Source organism: Pseudomonas taetrolens (genome assembly GCF_900475285.1).
Lineage (GTDB): Bacteria > Pseudomonadota > Gammaproteobacteria > Pseudomonadales > Pseudomonadaceae > Aquipseudomonas > Aquipseudomonas taetrolens.
The window spans coordinates 1,512,575-1,529,647 of record NZ_LS483370.1 but is presented as its reverse complement, the minus strand read 5'-3'; the positions used below and the strand labels follow the sequence as shown (position 1 = coordinate 1,529,647).

Genomic DNA, 17,073 nt, shown 5'->3' with positions numbered 1-17,073 from the left:
CCCGCCGAAGCGGGTTTTTTATAGCGTTGTTACACCGACAACTCAACCAACAGCTTGTTCAGACGACGGACATACGCCGCCGGGTCCTTCAAGCTGTCACCGGCTGCAAGGGCAGCCTGATCGAAGAGAATGTGCGACAGATCGCCAAAACGCTCTTCGCTGTGCTCCGCATCGAGTTTTTCAATCAGCGGATGGGCTGGATTGAATTCAAAGATCGGCTTCGAATCCGGTACTTTCTGGCCGCTGGCCTCAAGAATCTGACGCATTTGCATGCCCAGGTCCTGCTCACCAATAGCCAGAATGGCTGGCGAGTCGGTCAAACGGTGCGATACCCGCACTTCGCTGACGCTTTCGCCCAGTGCCGTTTTGATACGCTCAACCAGGCCTTCTTTAGCCTTGGCGACTTCTTCTGCGGCTTTTTTGTCCTCTTCGGAGTCCAGATTGCCCAGGTCGAGGTCACCGCGTGCCACGTCGACAAATGTCTTGCCGTCGAAATCGCTGAGGTAGCTCATGAGCCACTCGTCGATGCGATCGGTGAGCAGCAGCACTTCGATGCCTTTCTTGCGGAAGACTTCGAGATGCGGGCTGTTTTTCACCTGGGCGTAGGTTTCGCCGGTCAGGTAGTAAATCTTGTCCTGGCCTTCTTTCGCACGCTCAAGGTACTGAGCCAGGGAAACCACTTGCTCGCCACCGTCTTCGTGAGTGGACGCAAAACGCAGCAGGCCGGCGATTTTTTCCTTGTTGGCGAAGTCTTCAGCCGGGCCTTCTTTCATGACCTGGCCAAAGTTCTTCCAGAAGCCCTGGTATTTCTCAGGCTCGTTCTTCGCCAGTTTCTCCAGCATGTCGAGGACACGCTTGGTCAGCGCCGACTTCATCGAGTCGATAATCGGGTCTTTCTGCAGGATTTCACGCGACACGTTCAACGACAGGTCGTTGGAGTCGATTACACCTTTGATGAAACGCAGGTACAACGGCAGGAACGATTCGGCCTGATCCATGACGAATACACGCTGCACATACAGCTTCAAACCTTTGGGTGCTTCACGCTGGTAAAGGTCGAACGGCGCACGGGCCGGTACGTAGAGCAACGAGCTGTATTCCAGCTTGCCTTCAACCTTGTTGTGGCTCCAGGCCAGCGGGTTCTCGAAGTCGTGGGCGATGTGTTTGTAGAACTCCTGGTATTCCTCGTCCTTCACTTCAGTGCGCGGACGGGTCCACAGGGCACTGGCGCGGTTGACGGTTTCCCATTCCAGCGCGGGCGCCTCTTCGCCTTCGGCCACGGTCTGTTCTTTAGGCAGCTCGATCGGCAAGGCAATGTGGTCGGAGTACTTTTTGATAATGTTGCGCAGGCGCCAGCCGTCAGCGAACTCTTCGTCGCCCGACTTCAGGTGCAGAACAATTTTGGTACCGCGCTCGGCTTTCTCGACGGTGGCGACTTCAAACTCGCCCTCCCCCTTGGAAGACCAATGCACGCCTTCACTTGCCGGGGTGCCGGCACGGCGGCTGAACACGTCAACCTTGTCGGCCACGATAAAGGCGGAATAGAAGCCCACCCCGAATTGACCGATCAGGTGCGAATCTTTTTTCTGGTCGCCCGACAGGTTTTTCATGAAATCGGCCGTACCGGACTTGGCAATCGTCCCCAAGTGGGTGATGACGTCATCGCGGTTCATGCCGATACCGTTGTCTTCAAGCGTGACGGTATTGGCGGCCTTGTCAAAGCTCACACGAATTTTCAGCTCGCTGCCGCCTTCAAGCAATTCTGGCCTGGATAGCGCTTCAAAGCGTAATTTGTCGACAGCGTCAGAGGCGTTAGAGATCAATTCGCGAAGGAAGATTTCCTTGTTGGAGTACAGCGAATGGATCATGAGGTGCAGCAGTTGCTTGACCTCGGTCTGGAAGCCCAGGGTTTCCTTTTGAGTTTCCACGCTCATTGTTATCAAACTCCGATCAGATGGCATGAGCCACGCCCTAGAGGGTTAGCGGCGGGATGTCATCAAAGTTGGGGCCCGCGCTTCAAATTTCAAGGCCCAGCGGATCTACGTCACAGCTTTCTCTTTAAGCCGGGGCCCCACGCAAGATGACACTGCCTTTGGCGCACAAATTAAACTATGCTCCTTGAGCCCTCTGAACTGAGCTTTTCAGTTATTAAGCGAAGCCTCTGTCCGGGGTCGTGACGTGAATTTTGTGTGCGGTGTCGATCTCGCCGGTGACGCACCGTTTATATATCTGCACGCCTATGGAACTTAAACTGCCAGCCTGTGCTCAAACGGCCAGTAGATATATCAATAAGGAGATACACCCCATGCGTAATACTTTCGCTGTTGCCTTGATGTTGGCTGCTTCCCTCGGTCTCGCTGCTTGCGACAAAAAATCCGAAGATAAAGCCCAGGACGCTGCTCAACACGCTGAGCAAGCTCAAGAAAAGATGTCTGAAGCACAAGACAAAGTAAACGACGCTGCCAAAGAGAACGCTGACGCGGCTAAAGCCCAGGCAGAATCGAACGAAGCAGCAGTTGAAGAAGCAGCACCGGCTACCCCTGCTGCACCTGCGGCCACTCCAGAAAGCAAGTAACAGGCTTTTTGAGTCGCATAATAAAGCCCGCCTTGCGCGGGCTTTATTTTGTCCGGGATTTAACGATTCACCCGCAACAGGTTAACTTTTTGATTAAGGTGCTTCCCGGGACGGATCAGGCAATGGCGCATCTGTCGGGGTAAAGACCATCACCGCCAATACATCGGAATGAAACTCGCGTCGGTACAACACAACTACGACCCCGGCACTCATCAACATGAATAACCAGGGGCTCACAAACCAGGCAAGCATGGTCATGCCGAAGTAATAAGAGCGCAACCCGAAGTTGAACTGGTTGGCCGCCATTGATATGACTTTCGCCGCCCTTAATGCAAATGCCTTGCGTTCCTGCTCAGTCACATCACGCTCACCAATCATCGGTGCAGATCCGATCAGAATCGCCGCAAAGTTGTATTGGCGCATACACCAACTAAACGTGAAAAACGCGTAGACAAACACCAGCGCCAGGCACAACAACTTGATTTCCGACATGCCCTGCGATGCCTGCTGCACCATGGGAATGTCCGCCAGCAACGACACTGCGCGCTCGGAAGCACCGAGCACGGTCAATATCCCCGCCAGGATAATCAGGGTGCTTGAGGCAAAGAACGATGCATTGCGCTCCAGGTTACCGATCACACTGGCATCGGCAATGCGGTTGTCGCGCAGCAACATCCGGCGCATCCAGTCTTTGCGATACAGGTGCAGCACACTGGCCAGGCAAGCGGTATCGCGGCCTTTCCAGGTCGCATAGCGGGTATAGCCGCCCCAGCATATGACGAACCACAGGGCCGCCAGAAGGTGGATCAAGTTAGCGTGGATGAATGACATGGGTTTTCCCGAAGCCTGAAAGGTACGCACCCATCTTCGACGCTTTAACGGGCAAAAAGACACGCCCATAAAAAAAGCCCTGTATCTAATTGATACAGGGCTTTTCGAGTGACTCAAGGCGCGCTTTTGGCGCGCCGAATCATTACGCCAGTGCTTCCTGGCGTTTGCCCAGCAGACGGTCGCAGACCACCGCACCGAGCAAGGTGATGAGCGAAGGCACCAGCCATGCCAGACCTTGCTCACTGAACGGCATGTTCGCCAGCACGGCAGGAATCGAATCGCCAAAGCCCGCGCCTTTCAGCGCATCGATCGAACCGAAGATGAACGACACCAGCATCACCGGGCCGACAATCCGGGCCTGTGCATGCCACAGGCCTTTGCAGAAGCTCAAGGCCACCAGCACGATGCAGGGCGGATAGATTGCCGTCAGCAGCGGAATGGAGAACGCAATCAACTTGGTCAAGCCGAGGTTCGACACCACCAGCGAGAACACTGCCAGAATCACCACCAGAGTCTTGTAGGACAGTGGCAATATCTTGCTGAAGTACTCCGCACAAGCGCAGGTCAGACCTACCGCGGTCACCAGGCAAGCCAGGGCAATCAACACGGCCAGGAAGCCGCTGCCCAGCGAACCGAAGGTGTACTGAACATACGCGTGCAATACCGCAGCACCATTGGTAGCACCGGCGGCAACTTCATGGCTGCCCGAACCCAGGCGGAACAGACTGAGGTAGACCAGCGCCAGACCCACACCCGCGATCAGACCGGCAATGATCGCGTAGCGCGTGATCAGCTTCGGAGATTCGACGCCACGGGAGCGAATGGCGTTAACAATCACAATCCCGAACACCAGCGCGCCCAGGGTATCCATGGTCAGGTAACCATTGATAAAGCCCTGTGAGAACGGTGCAGCTGCATATTCCGGGGTCGCAACACCGATATCACCGGCAGGCAAGACGAGCGCGGCAATACCCAGAATCGCCAGGGCGATGATTTTCAACGGTGCCAGGAAGCGACCGACTGTATCCAGCAAGCGGCCCGGGTACAGCGACACGAAGAACACGATCAAGAAATACACTGAGCTGTACAAAAACAGCGCCAGCGGGCTTTCGCCAGTCAGCGGGGCCAAACCGACTTCAAACGAAACGGTAGCGGTACGCGGGGTGGCGAACAACGGGCCGACAGCCAGGTAGCAAACGGCTGCCAGAATGCCACCCGCCAATTTGCCGATCGGGCTGCTCAGTGCATCCATGCCGCCGCCGACCTTGGCCAGCGCAATAACGGTGATGACCGGCAGGCCTACAGCGGTGACCAGAAAACCCAATGCGGCCATCCAGACATGAGGTCCGGACTGCAGGCCAACGATTGGCGGGAAAATGATGTTGCCAGCCCCAACGAACAGGGCAAAGGTCATAAACCCAAGCGCCAGGATGTCCTGGCCTTTCAATACTTTCATTACGGAAATACCACACTACTGAATCGGAATTTAGAGGGGAATTTCCCGTGCGGATGTGGGAAATGCTGTCGACCTGAATAGGGCCAACCCGTCTAGCGCGTGGCTTCCTTATGGGATGCACACGCAGAAATGCAGAATGCCGGCAAGATTACCGATTTTTTTCCTACAACGCACTGTTACAGGGCAGCCTGTCCGATGAACGCACGTAGTTGTCGCCTGAATGACATCGAAAAATGGTTTGCTGTGGTTTTCCTACAACGAAGTACATGGAACGTGTAGGAACAGGCGGGTGCGCGATTCAGGCAATGTGTTTTACCTGACGCCATGCCCTCTCCTGTCGAGAGCCAGCGCGCTGTTGCAGATTACGATTGCCCAGAATGCACAAAGGCCACCCGAAGGTGGCCTTTGCCTGGCGTAACAATCAGTTAAGCGCGTGGCTTATTTGATTGCCCAGCCAGTCAGCTCGGACAGAGCCTTGCCGATGTCTGCCAGCGAACGCACGGTTTTAACGCCTGCGTCTTCCAGAGCAGCAAACTTCTCGTCTGCAGTGCCCTTGCCGCCAGAGATGATTGCGCCAGCATGGCCCATGCGCTTGCCAGCAGGGGCAGTCACACCAGCGATGTAGGAAACAACCGGCTTGGTCACGTTTGCCTTGATGTAGGCAGCCGCTTCTTCTTCAGCCGAACCGCCGATCTCACCGATCATGACGATCGCTTCGGTCTTCGGGTCTTCCTGGAACAACTTCAGGATGTCGATGAAGTTGGAGCCCGGGATCGGGTCACCACCGATACCAACGCAAGTCGATTGACCGAAACCGGCGTCAGTCGTTTGCTTCACAGCTTCGTAAGTCAGGGTGCCGGAACGCGACACGATGCCTACTTTGCCTGGCAAGTGAATGTGACCTGGCATGATGCCGATCTTGCATTCGCCTGGCGTGATAACGCCTGGGCAGTTAGGGCCGATCAGGGTAACACCCAGCTCGTCGCACTTAACTTTAGCGTCCAGCATGTCCAGGGTAGGAATGCCTTCAGTGATGCAAACGATCAGCTTGATGCCGCCGAACGCTGCTTCAAGGATGGAGTCCTTGCAGAAAGGAGCTGGAACGTAGATGACGCTGGCGGTTGCGCCAGTGGCTGCTACGGCTTCTTTCACGGTGTTGAAAACAGGCAGGTCCAGGTGAGTGGTGCCGCCTTTGCCCGGAGTAACGCCACCTACCATCTTGGTGCCGTATTCGATGGCTTGCTGGGTGTGGAAGCTACCCTGCGAACCAGTGATGCCCTGGCAGATAACCTTGGTGTCTTTATTGATCAGGACGCTCATTACTTGCCCTCCGCAGCTTTAACAACTTGTTGAGCAGCGTCGGTCAAGCTGGTAGCAGCGATGATGTTCAAACCGCTTTCTGCCAGTACTTTAGCGCCCAGTTCAGCGTTGTTGCCTTCAAGACGAACAACCACCGGGATTTTCACGCCGACTTCTTTCACTGCACCGATGATGCCTTCGGCAATCATGTCGCAACGAACGATGCCGCCGAAGATGTTGACCAATACTGCAGCGACATTGCTGTCGGACAGGATGATCTTGAACGCTTCAGTTACGCGTTCTTTGGTTGCACCGCCGCCCACGTCAAGGAAGTTGGCTGGCTTGCCGCCATGCAGGTTGACGATGTCCATGGTACCCATGGCCAGGCCAGCACCGTTGACCATGCAACCGATGTTGCCTTCCAGCGCTACGTAGTTCAGTTCGAACTGGGCAGCGTGCGCTTCGCGCGGATCGTCTTGCGACGGATCGTGGAAAGTTTTCAGCTTAGGCTGACGGTACATGGCGTTTGCGTCGATGTTGATTTTCGCATCGAGGCAGTGCAGATCGCCGTCAGTCTTGATAACCAGCGGGTTAACTTCCAGCAGGGCCAGATCGTGGTCCTGGAACAGTTTGGCCAGACCAACGAAGATCTTGGCGAACTGGGAAACCTGCTTGCCTTCCAGACCCAGCTGGAATGCCAGCTCGCGACCCTGGAATGGCTGTGCGCCAACCAGTGGATCGATAGTGGCTTTCAGAATTTTTTCTGGAGTGTCGTGAGCGATTTTCTCGATGTCCACGCCACCTTCGGTGGAAGCCATGAACACGATGCGACGGCTCGAACGGTCAACGACAGCGCCCAGGTACAGCTCTTTAGCGATATCAGTGCACGACTCAACCAGGATCTTGGTGACCGGCTGACCATTGGCGTCAGTCTGGTAAGTCACCAGACGCTTGCCCAACCACTGTTGTGCGAATGCTTTAGCGTCTTCTTTGCTGCGAACCAGCTTAACGCCGCCCGCTTTACCACGACCACCTGCGTGAACCTGGGCTTTTACAACCCATTCGGTTCCGCCGATTTTATCGCAAGCTTCTGCGGCCGCTTCCGGGGTATCTACTGCATAACCCTTGGATACTGGCAGGCCGTACTCAGCGAACAGCTGCTTACCCTGATACTCGTGAAGATTCATGCTTTTTACCGTCTTCGTTAGGTACTGCGCATTCGGCGCTGCACTTTAATTAGTGCCGCACCACCTGTGACTGCTGCTTGTGCTGCTTCGACAAACCTGGCACCCGCTATTGCGGGGCCAGGCCCGACTGAAACAAGACAAGACTGCGTCCGGCGGAGGTTCCGCGGTGAGGCTTGCGAGCAAGGCTCACGACGGGCAAACCGCCGTGGTTTCTTATTGTCTGGTCTTAACGTTTCTTACGGTTGGCAATGTGGATGGCGCCGCCATTCACTGCCAGCGCTGCTTCATGCAACGCTTCGGACAGGGTTGGATGGGAGAAAACCATCATGCCCAGATCCTCGGCACTGGTGCCGAATTCCATACCGATTGCGCCCTGCTGTACCAGCTCTGCTGCGCTCGGGCCAATCACGTGGACGCCCAGAACGCGGTCAGATTTAGCATCAGCAATGACTTTGACAAAGCCACCGGTGTCGTTTGCTGCCATGGCACGGCCACTGGCTGCGAACGGGAAGGTGCCGACGTTAACTTCAACGCCTTCAGCTTTCAAGGCCTGTTCGGTTTTCCCGACCCACGCGATCTCCGGGTGAGTGTAAATAACCGATGGAATCAGGTCGTAGTTCATCTCGGTCTTGTGACCTTTGATGCGCTCGACAACCATGATGCCTTCTTCCGACGCCTTGTGCGCCAGCATCATGCCGCGAACCACGTCACCGATGGCGAATACGCCCGGTACGCTGGTGGCGCAATGATCGTCAACAAACACGAAACCGCGCTCGTCAATGGTCACGCCGCTGTCGGCTGCCAGCAGTTCAGTGGTCACTGGACGACGGCCAACCGCTACGATCAGCTTGTCGAAGGTGATGGTCTGTTCGCCGTTGGAATCGGTGTAGGTCACAACGACTTCTTCGCCATTCACCTTGGAACCGGTCACACGAGCGCCCAGCTTGATGTCCAGACCTTGTTTGGTCAGGGTCTTGTAGGCTTCCTTGGATACGGCAGCGTCAGCAGCCATCAGGAACGTGTCCAGAGCTTCCAGAACCGTTACTTCAGCGCCCAGACGGGACCATACTGAGCCCAGTTCCAGACCGATTACGCCAGCGCCGATAACGCCCAGACGCTTGGGTACGGACTGGAATTCCAGAGCGCCGGTAGAGTCAACGATCACGTTGTTGTCTACTGGAGCCGGTGGAATGTCGATCGGGCGCGAACCCGAAGCCAGAATCACGTTCTCGGCTTCGATGATTTCAACGCTGCCGTCCGGCTTGGTCAGTTCAACTTTCTTGCCGGCCAGCAGTTTGCCGTGGCCTTGCAGGGAAGTCACACCGTTGGCCTTGAACAGCGTAGCAACGCCGGAAGTCAGGCCTTTAACGATGTTGGCCTTGCGGCCGACCATGGCGGCCACATCCATTTTCACGTCACCGGTGGTGATACCGTGGATGGCAAATGCATCCTTGGCTTCGTGATATTTCCAGGAGCTGTCCAGCAGCGCCTTGGAAGGAATGCAACCGACGTTCAGGCAAGTACCGCCCAATGCCAGCTTGCCTTCCTTGTCAGTGTACTTTTCGATGCAAGCAGTCGTGAGACCCAGTTGTGCAGCCTTGATGGCAGCAACGTAGCCGCCAGGGCCAGCGCCAATCACTACGACGTCAAATTTCTGTGACATGAAAAAGAGTCCTCTTTTAGCTACCAGCTTCAAGCTGTAAGCCACAAGCCAAACCGCAATTGTTTGCAGCTTCACACTTGCGGCTCATAGCTGTTTCCTATTATGCGGACCCCGGGGCCGGACTGCCGTTAGCAGCAACCTGACCCTCGAAGTACACAGCTGCTTCTATCAGATATCAAGCAGCAGACGAGCTGGGTCTTCCAGCAGGTTTTTGATTGCTACCAAGAAACTTACAGCTTCTTTGCCGTCGATCAAGCGGTGATCGTAGGACAGAGCCAGGTACATCATCGGACGAATAACAACTTGCCCGTTGATCGCCATTGGGCGTTGCAGAATGTTGTGCATGCCCAGGATAGCTGCTTGCGGCGGGTTGACGATCGGGGTCGACATCATCGAACCGAAAGTACCACCGTTGGTGATCGTGAACGTACCACCGGTCATTTCGTCGATCGACAGTTTACCGTCACGGGCTTTCTTGCCGTAAGCAGCGATGCCGCCTTCGATTTCAGCCAGGCTCATCAACTCGGCGTTACGCAGAACCGGAACAACCAGGCCGCGGTCGCTGGATACGGCAACGCCGATGTCAGCATAACCGTGGTAAACGATGTCGGAACCGTCGATCGAAGCGTTGACCGCCGGGAAGCGTTTCAGCGCTTCAGTAGCGGCTTTCACGAAGAAGGACATGAAGCCCAGGCGTACGCCGTTGTGGGACTTCTCGAACAGGTCCTTGTACTTCGAACGCAGCGCCATGATTTCGGTCATGTCGACTTCGTTGAACGTGGTCAGCATCGCCATGTTCGATTGAGCTTCTACCAGGCGCTTGGCCACGGTAGCGCGAACGCGGGTCATTGGAACACGCTTCTCAACGCGGTCGCCTGCAGCCATTACCGGTGCAGCCGGTGCAGCAGGAGCCTTGGCCGGTGCAGCAGCCGGAGCGGCTTTCTTGGCGGCAACAGCCGCTACCACGTCTTCCTTGGTGACACGACCGCCTTTGCCAGTACCGGCAACGGAAGCGATGTTGATACCGTTCTCTTCAGCAATCTTGCGTGCAGCAGGCGCTGCTACAGGATCGTCTTCACCATCGGCAGCTGGAGCAGCGGCTTGTGCAGCCGGTGCAGCAGCAGCGGCTGGAGCGGCAGCAGCGCCGCCTTCAACGATGGAGCCCAGGACTTCGTCGGACAGAACGGTGTCGCCTTCGTTCTTGACGATTGCGCCCAGTACGCCGTCGGCAGTTGCCAGTACTTCCAGTACCACCTTGTCGGTTTCGATGTCGACAATCAGGTCGTCACGCTTTACAGCGTCGCCTGGTTGCTTGTGCCAGGTGGCAACGGTGCCATCGGCAACCGATTCCGGAAAAGTAGGGGCTTTGATCTCGATAGCCATGTTCGTGGTTCCTTAAATTCGGTTTCAGTGCGCGAAGGCGTTAAACAGTAAACGCGTCTTGCAACAGTTTTGCCTGTTGCTCAGCGTGCATCGATGCATAACCACAAGCAGGAGCAGCAGAAGCGTCACGGCCGGCGTACTCAAGTACGAGCGACTTGTTGTGACCGCTGATGATGCGGCGCATGTGATGCTGGCTGCAGTACCAGGCACCCTGGTTCATCGGCTCTTCCTGACACCAAACGATATGTTTGAGGTTTTTGTACGGAGCCAGGACTTCAATCAAGTCGTCCTCAGGGAACGGGTACAGCTGCTCAAGACGCACGATGGCGATGTCATCACGACCTTCGGCACGGCGTTTTTCCAACAGGTCGTAGTAGACCTTGCCGCTACACAGCACAATGCGTTCGACTTTCGCCGGATCTTGCGCATCGATTTCCGGAATAACGGTCTGGAACGAACCTTCGGCCAGATCTTCCAGGGTCGAGACTGCCAACTTGTGACGCAACAACGACTTCGGCGTCAGTACGATCAGCGGCTTGCGCAGCGGACGGATAACCTGACGGCGCAGCAGGTGATAGATCTGCGCTGGAGTAGTTGGTACGCACACCTGAATGTTGTGCTCGGCACACAATTGCAGGTAACGCTCAAGACGTGCGGAGGAGTGCTCCGGGCCCTGCCCTTCATAACCGTGTGGCAGCAACATGGTCAGACCGCACAGACGGCCCCACTTGTGCTCGCCGCTGGTGATGAACTGGTCAATTACAACCTGGGCGCCGTTGGCGAAGTCGCCGAACTGGGCTTCCCAGATAACCAGGGCATTTGGCGTAGTGGTCGAATAACCGTATTCGAACGCCAGGACCGCTTCTTCCGACAGCAGCGAGTCGTACAGGTCAAAACGAGGTTGACCTTCGTACAGGTGCTTGAGCGGAATGTAGGTGCCGGCATCTTTCTGGTTGTGCAACACAGCGTGACGGTGCGAGAACGTACCGCGGCCGATGTCCTGACCGGTCATGCGGATCGGGTGACCTTCGAACGCCAGGGTTGCGTATGCCATGGTCTCGGCATAACCCCAGTTGATCGGCAGGCCGCCGGCTTGCATTTTCTGACGGTCTTCGTAGATCTTCGACACCTGACGCTGAACCACGAAGCCTTCTGGAATTTCCAGCAGCTTGGCTGACAGCTCTTGCAGGGTTTTCAGATCAAAACGGGTGTCGTGACGCGCAGTCCAGGCGTGGCCCAGGTATGGACGCCAGTCAACGAACAGCTCTTTGTTCGGCTCTTTGACCAGACTTTTCACAACATGCAGGCCGTTGTCCAGCGCGTTGCGGTACTCGTCGATCTTGGCCTGAACGCGTTCTGCGTCAACCACGTTTTCTTGCGTCAGACGTTCGGCATACAGTTCACGGGTCGTGCGCTGCTTGGCGATTTGCTGATACATCAACGGCTGCGTACCGTTTGGCTCGTCGGCCTCGTTGTGACCGCGACGGCGGTAGCAGAACAGGTCGATCACGACATCACGCTTGAACTGCATGCGGTAGTCGATTGCCAGCTGGGTCACGAACAACACGGCTTCCGGATCATCACCATTCACATGGAGGATCGGTGCCTGAATCATTTTCGCAACGTCAGTGCAGTACTCGGTGGAACGCGAGTCTTCAGGGTTGCTGATGGTGAAGCCAACCTGGTTGTTGATTACCAGGTGAACCGTACCGCCCGTCTTGAAGCCGCGAGTCTGCGACATCTGGAAGGTTTCCATCACCACGCCCTGACCTGCGAATGCAGCGTCACCGTGGATGGAAATCGGCAGAACCTTGTCGCCCGCCGCGTCGTTACGACGGTCCTGACGAGCGCGTACCGAGCCTTCAACCACTGGAGAAACGATTTCCAGGTGGGAAGGGTTGAACGCCATTGCCAGGTGAACTTCACCACCGGAGGTCATGACGTTGGAGGAGAAGCCCTGGTGATACTTGACGTCACCCGAACCCAGCTCGATTTTTTTCTTGCCTTCGAACTCGTCGAACAGGTCGCGCGGGTTTTTGCCGAAGGTGTTCACCAGGACGTTCAGACGGCCACGGTGGGCCATGCCGATAACGACTTCCTTGGTGCCGTAGTTGCCCGAACGCTGGATCAGTTCGTCCAGCAAAGGAATCAGGCTTTCGCCGCCTTCGAGACCGAAACGCTTGGTGCCCGGGTACTTGGTGCCCAGGTACTTTTCCAGGCCTTCTGCGGCAGTTACACGCTCAAGCAAATGACCTTTGACTTCAGCCGAGTAGGTCGGGCGGCCACGTACGCTTTCGAGGCGCTGTTCAAACCAGTGGCGCTGTTCGGAATCGACGATGTGCGTGAACTCTGCGCCAATGGTGCGGCAATATGTCTGCTGCAACGCTTCGAGAATTTCGCGTAGGCTCGCTTCCTCTTTGCCGATGTACAGGTCGCCGGCACGGAAGGTCGTATCAAGATCGGCATTGGTCAAGCCGTAATGATTGATCGACAGGTCTGCAGGTGCAGGACGCTGCCACAGCCCCAGCGGATCAAGCTGGGCTGCCTGGTGGCCGCGCATCCGATAGGCCTGGATCAATCGCAGCACTTCAACCTGCTTCTTCTCGTGCTCACTGCTCACGCTCCCGGCAGAAACCGGTTGGGCGCGGCGCTGGTTCTTTGCCAGCAGCACGAAATGGTCGCGGATTGTGGAGTGCGAAACATCGATGGCAGAGTTGCCGTCATTCGGCAACGTCTGAAAGTAGGTGCGCCACTCTTCTGGCACAGCGTTAGGGTCGTGCAGGTAGAGCTCATAGAGCTCTTCCACATAGGCAGCGTTACCACCTGAAAGATAGCCGCTGTTCCACATGCGCTGCATCACGCTTTCTTGCATGCTTGGTCACCCTCGGTTAGGGGACACCATCGGCGAAAACACCAGAGCATGCTTGAAAAAGTCCGAATACAGCGACTAGAACAAGCCACTTAGGATCACGCTGATAGTCCGGGTACCAGCCCGGATGCCCCTGCTGGTCTCATTTCTTCAAAATAAGAGCCGCAGCTTCATGAGCTGTTGCTCAGGTTAAAACCACGGCGCCGGTTGAAGCCTGCGCCGCAGTATCTACGGTTACAGCGATGCTGCGGTATAGCTGTGTATCAAATGCCGCTTTGCAGCAGCATGCTACGCACGTGACCGATGGCCTTAGTCGGGTTCAGGCCCTTCGGACACACGTTGACGCAGTTCATGATCCCGCGGCAGCGGAATACGCTGAACGGGTCATCCAGTGAAGCCAGACGCTCCGTGGTCCTGGTGTCACGGCTGTCAGCCAGGAAACGATAGGCTTGCAGCAGTGCAGCAGGGCCCAGGAACTTGTCCGGGTTCCACCAGAAGGACGGGCACGAAGTCGAGCAGCAAGCGCACAGGATGCACTCGTACAGACCGTCGAGCTTTTCACGCTCTTCTGGCGATTGCAGACGCTCGATGGCCGGAGCCGGAGTATCGTTCTGCAGGAACGGCTTAACTTTTTCGTATTGCTTGTAGAAGATGCTCATATCGACGACCAGGTCACGGATAACCGGCAAACCTGGCAGAGGACGAACGATCAGCTTGTTGCCTTTAACAACAGCGGACAGCGGCGTTACGCACGCCAGACCGTTTTTGCCGTTGATGTTCATGCCGTCGGAGCCGCAAACGCCCTCACGGCAAGAGCGACGATAGGAGAAGCCCTCGTCCTGCTCTTTGATCAAGGCCAGCACGTCCAGCACCATCAGGTCTTTACCGTTGGTATTGACCTCGAACTCTTGCATGAACGGCGCGGCGTCCTGATCCGGGTTGTAGCGATAAACACTGACTTTCAACATATCGGCCACCCTTAGTAAGTACGAACCATAGGTTCGAAGGTCGGAACGGTTTTCGGCGAGAAGTTCACCGAACGTTTGGCTACGCGCTTCTCACCCGGGAAGTACAGGGTGTGGCACAGCCAGTTAACGTCGTCACGATCTTCGAAGTCTTCACGGGCGTGAGCACCGCGCGATTCTTTACGGACTTCAGCAGCGATTGCAGTTGCTTCAGCCACTTCGAGCAGGTTTTGCAGCTCAAGGGCTTCGATACGGGCCGTGTTGAATGCCTGGCTCTTATCGTTGATCTTCACGTTGGCAATGCGCTTGCGCAGGTCTGCGAGCTGGGCAATACCCTTCTGCATGTATTCGCCAGTACGGAATACGCCGAAGTAGTTCTGCATGCAGCTTTGCAGTTCTTTACGCAGGGTTGCCACGTCTTCGCCGTCGGTACGCGAGTTCAGGCCATCCAGTCGCGCCAGAGCAGCGTCGATGTCGGACTGACGAGGACGAGCGTAATCAACGCCTTCTTTCAGGGTCTGCTCAAGGAACAGGCCGGCAGCACGACCGAACACCACCAGGTCGAGCAACGAGTTGCCGCCCAGACGGTTGGCACCGTGTACCGATACGCACGCCACTTCACCCACTGCGAACAGGCCAGGGATGATCTGGTCAACGCCTTCAGCGTCCTGAGTGATCGCCTGGCCATGAATGTTGGTGGCAACGCCGCCCATCATATAGTGGCAAGTCGGAACCACTGGAACTGGAGCCAGCACCGGGTCTACGTGAGCGAAAGTCTTGGACAGTTCGCAAATACCTGGCAGACGGCTGTGCAGAACTTCTTCACCGAGGTGATCGAGCTTCAGCATTACGTGGTCGCCATCCGGACCGCAACCGTTGCCCGCGATGATTTCCTTCACCATCGAGCGAGCTACAACGTCACGACCTGCAAGGTCTTTGGCGTTCGGAGCATAACGCTCCATGAAACGCTCACCGTGCTTGTTGATCAGGTATCCACCTTCACCACGGCAACCTTCAGTAACCAGTACACCGGCACCGGCAATACCGGTCGGGTGGAACTGCCACATTTCGATGTCCTGTACTGGCACGCCTGCACGCAGGGCCATGCCGATACCGTCACCGGTGTTGATCAGGGCATTGGTGGTCGACGAGTAGATGCGACCTGCACCGCCTGTCGCCAATACGGTCGCGTTAGCGCGAACGTAAGAGGTCTCACCAGTTTCGATACAAATAACGATCATGCCTACAAAGGCGCCGTCTTCGTTCTTAACCAGATCGACACCGTAGTATTCGTTCAGGAATACAGTGCCAGCCTTCAGGTTGGCCTGGTACAGGGTGTGCAACAGCGCGTGACCGGTACGGTCGGCAGCTGCACACGTACGGGCAGCCTGGCCACCTTTACCGAAGTCTTTCGACTGACCACCGAAAGGACGCTGGTAGATACGGCCCTGCTCGGTACGGGAGAACGGCAGGCCCATGTGCTCGAGCTCGAACACGGCTTCCGGACCAACGGAACACATGTACTCGATAGCGTCCTGGTCACCGATGTAGTCGGAACCCTTGACGGTATCGTACATGTGCCAGCGCCAGTCATCGTTCGGATCTGCAGAGGCGATTGCGCAGGTGATGCCACCCTGAGCCGATACCGTGTGCGAACGAGTCGGGAAAACCTTGGTGATTACAGCGGTCTTGTGACCGCCCTGGGCCAGTTGCAAGGCAGCGCGCATGCCGGCACCGCCGCCGCCAATGATAATGGCGTCGAACGAAAGTGTATTAACTGTGTTAGTAGCCATGAATCAGATACCCCAAAGAATCTGCACACCCCAGACGAAGTAAGCGAACATTGCAACGCCGCAGACTGCCTGGAAGAGGAAACGTACCGCTGTTGCGGACTTGCCCAGCGCCATTGGCGTCAGGTAGTCAGTCGCGATGGTCCACATGCCGACCCAGGCGTGAGCGCCCAGAGCAACGAGGGCCAACAGGCTGAAAATACGCATCCAGTTGCTTGCGAACAGCTCATGCCATTGGGCATAGCCCAGGCCCGGGTTCGCAACGAGGTACCCGATCAGGAAAATGAAATAAGCCGCTAGAACAACCGCAGACACACGCTGTGCCATCCAGTCATAGAGGCCCGAACGCGACAGGTTCGTAACGCTGGTTACCATATCCAAACTCCCGCCAGAACGATCATCACCACGGAAATGACGATCACGATTTTCGAGCCCAGCTTGCCGCCTTCCAGCGTCTCACCGATGCCCATGTCCATGATCAAGTGGCGAATACCGGCCACAAGGTGGTACAGCAAGGCAGATAGCAGGCCCCACGCAACGAATTTGGCCAGCGGACTGGTCAAGCATGCCTTCACCTCGGCATAACCTTCTTCGGAACCCAGGGATTTGCTCAATGCATAAAGCATGATGCCCAGGCCGAGGAAAAGAATAATGCCCGATACACGGTGCAGAAATGACGTAACGCCGGTAATGGGGAGTTTGATGGTCCTTAGGTCTAGGTTTACAGGTCGTTGGCTATTCACGGCTTTTTCACACTGAAGAGCCCCTAACAATCAGGGCAAAGTTGTTGGGATGTGCACTGGTCAGGTACCCACCATCCAGGGAGTGACGACCCCCATCTAAACGGGCCCAAAAGCCCCTGGCGGTCGGCTGCCGAGTATAGACAGTTAGGTCGCTAATGACAACGCAATCACCTGCCTCTAATAGCTCATTGCGCTCTTGCGATAAAAGGCGTAAACGGCTGGGATATTCGCGGAAAAAGACTGCCCAAAGCCTTGTACAGCAAGACTTTAGGCAAATTGACATTCAAATTTATCTCACTATAGTGGTGCGGG

13 protein-coding genes are annotated in these 17,073 nt (G+C 56.1%); 1 reads left to right on the top strand and 12 read right to left on the bottom strand.

The window, feature by feature from the left end:
* Positions 1 to 29: 29 nt before the first annotated feature.
* Positions 30 to 1,934 (bottom strand): molecular chaperone HtpG, encoded by a 1,905-nt coding sequence (gene htpG / locus DQN55_RS07365; RefSeq protein ID WP_048382461.1) that lies wholly within the window; start codon positions 1,932 to 1,934, stop codon positions 30 to 32.
* A gap of 371 nt (positions 1,935 to 2,305) precedes the next feature.
* On the opposite strand from htpG, the gene DQN55_RS07360 reads away from it, so the two are divergent.
* Entirely contained in the window at positions 2,306 to 2,575 is a 270-nt protein-coding gene (locus DQN55_RS07360) for a hypothetical protein (RefSeq protein ID WP_048382460.1), read from the top strand.
* A 93-nt stretch (positions 2,576 to 2,668) separates the two neighbouring features.
* Here DQN55_RS07360 and DQN55_RS07355 read toward each other — a convergent pair whose 3' ends face one another.
* From DQN55_RS07355 to sdhC, 11 genes are all read right to left on the bottom strand, one after another.
* Positions 2,669 to 3,406 carry a DUF599 domain-containing protein gene (locus DQN55_RS07355; protein ID WP_048382459.1) on the bottom strand — a complete coding sequence of 246 codons (738 nt, stop codon included), beginning with the start codon at positions 3,404 to 3,406 and terminating at the stop codon, positions 2,669 to 2,671.
* A 142-nt stretch (positions 3,407 to 3,548) separates the two neighbouring features.
* Positions 3,549 to 4,862 (bottom strand): branched-chain amino acid transport system II carrier protein, encoded by a 1,314-nt coding sequence (brnQ, locus tag DQN55_RS07350; protein ID WP_048382458.1) that lies wholly within the window; start codon positions 4,860 to 4,862, stop codon positions 3,549 to 3,551.
* A gap of 438 nt (positions 4,863 to 5,300) precedes the next feature.
* On the bottom strand, positions 5,301 to 6,182 hold the full coding sequence (sucD, locus tag DQN55_RS07345; RefSeq protein ID WP_016780174.1) for a succinate--CoA ligase subunit alpha: 882 nt from the start codon (positions 6,180 to 6,182) through the stop codon (positions 5,301 to 5,303).
* Positions 6,182 to 7,348 (bottom strand): ADP-forming succinate--CoA ligase subunit beta, encoded by a 1,167-nt coding sequence (gene sucC / locus DQN55_RS07340; RefSeq protein WP_047274270.1) that lies wholly within the window; start codon positions 7,346 to 7,348, stop codon positions 6,182 to 6,184. Before sucC ends, sucD begins: the two co-directional genes overlap by 1 nt.
* A 226-nt stretch (positions 7,349 to 7,574) precedes the next feature.
* Complete coding sequence (lpdA, locus tag DQN55_RS07335; RefSeq protein ID WP_048382457.1) at positions 7,575 to 9,011, bottom strand: dihydrolipoyl dehydrogenase; 1,437 nt, start codon at positions 9,009 to 9,011, stop codon at positions 7,575 to 7,577.
* 168 nt (positions 9,012 to 9,179) lie between these two features.
* On the bottom strand, positions 9,180 to 10,394 hold the full coding sequence (gene odhB / locus DQN55_RS07330) for a 2-oxoglutarate dehydrogenase complex dihydrolipoyllysine-residue succinyltransferase (protein WP_048382456.1): 1,215 nt from the start codon (positions 10,392 to 10,394) through the stop codon (positions 9,180 to 9,182).
* 40 nt (positions 10,395 to 10,434) lie between these two features.
* On the bottom strand, positions 10,435 to 13,266 hold the full coding sequence (locus DQN55_RS07325; RefSeq protein WP_048382455.1) for a 2-oxoglutarate dehydrogenase E1 component: 2,832 nt from the start codon (positions 13,264 to 13,266) through the stop codon (positions 10,435 to 10,437).
* A 260-nt stretch (positions 13,267 to 13,526) separates the two neighbouring features.
* On the bottom strand, positions 13,527 to 14,231 hold the full coding sequence (locus DQN55_RS07320; protein ID WP_048382454.1) for a succinate dehydrogenase iron-sulfur subunit: 705 nt from the start codon (positions 14,229 to 14,231) through the stop codon (positions 13,527 to 13,529).
* 11 nt (positions 14,232 to 14,242) lie between these two features.
* The gene (gene sdhA / locus DQN55_RS07315) at positions 14,243 to 16,021 is read right to left on the bottom strand and encodes a succinate dehydrogenase flavoprotein subunit (protein WP_048382453.1); all 1,779 of its coding nucleotides are present in this window, start codon (positions 16,019 to 16,021) and stop codon (positions 14,243 to 14,245) included.
* A 3-nt stretch (positions 16,022 to 16,024) separates the two neighbouring features.
* Positions 16,025 to 16,393, bottom strand: a complete 369-nt coding sequence (gene sdhD / locus DQN55_RS07310) for a succinate dehydrogenase, hydrophobic membrane anchor protein (protein ID WP_048382452.1) — start codon at positions 16,391 to 16,393, stop codon at positions 16,025 to 16,027.
* On the bottom strand, positions 16,387 to 16,761 hold the full coding sequence (gene sdhC / locus DQN55_RS07305) for a succinate dehydrogenase, cytochrome b556 subunit (protein WP_074702887.1): 375 nt from the start codon (positions 16,759 to 16,761) through the stop codon (positions 16,387 to 16,389). The genes sdhD and sdhC overlap by 7 nt, the downstream gene beginning before the upstream one ends.
* Positions 16,762 to 17,073: the final 312 nt, after the last annotated feature.

Coding starts and splice junctions, on each gene's coding strand:
- htpG (WP_048382461.1), bottom strand. CDS start 1,934: ATGAGCGTGGAAACTCAAAAGGAAACCCTGGGCTTCCAGACCGAGGTC.
- DQN55_RS07360 (WP_048382460.1), top strand. CDS start 2,306: ATGCGTAATACTTTCGCTGTTGCCTTGATGTTGGCTGCTTCCCTCGGT.
- DQN55_RS07355 (WP_048382459.1), bottom strand. CDS start 3,406: ATGTCATTCATCCACGCTAACTTGATCCACCTTCTGGCGGCCCTGTGG.
- brnQ (WP_048382458.1), bottom strand. CDS start 4,862: ATGAAAGTATTGAAAGGCCAGGACATCCTGGCGCTTGGGTTTATGACC.
- sucD (WP_016780174.1), bottom strand. CDS start 6,182: ATGAGCGTCCTGATCAATAAAGACACCAAGGTTATCTGCCAGGGCATC.
- sucC (WP_047274270.1), bottom strand. CDS start 7,348: ATGAATCTTCACGAGTATCAGGGTAAGCAGCTGTTCGCTGAGTACGGC.
- lpdA (WP_048382457.1), bottom strand. CDS start 9,011: ATGTCACAGAAATTTGACGTCGTAGTGATTGGCGCTGGCCCTGGCGGC.
- odhB (WP_048382456.1), bottom strand. CDS start 10,394: ATGGCTATCGAGATCAAAGCCCCTACTTTTCCGGAATCGGTTGCCGAT.
- DQN55_RS07325 (WP_048382455.1), bottom strand. CDS start 13,266: ATGCAAGAAAGCGTGATGCAGCGCATGTGGAACAGCGGCTATCTTTCA.
- DQN55_RS07320 (WP_048382454.1), bottom strand. CDS start 14,231: ATGTTGAAAGTCAGTGTTTATCGCTACAACCCGGATCAGGACGCCGCG.
- sdhA (WP_048382453.1), bottom strand. CDS start 16,021: ATGGCTACTAACACAGTTAATACACTTTCGTTCGACGCCATTATCATT.
- sdhD (WP_048382452.1), bottom strand. CDS start 16,393: ATGGTAACCAGCGTTACGAACCTGTCGCGTTCGGGCCTCTATGACTGG.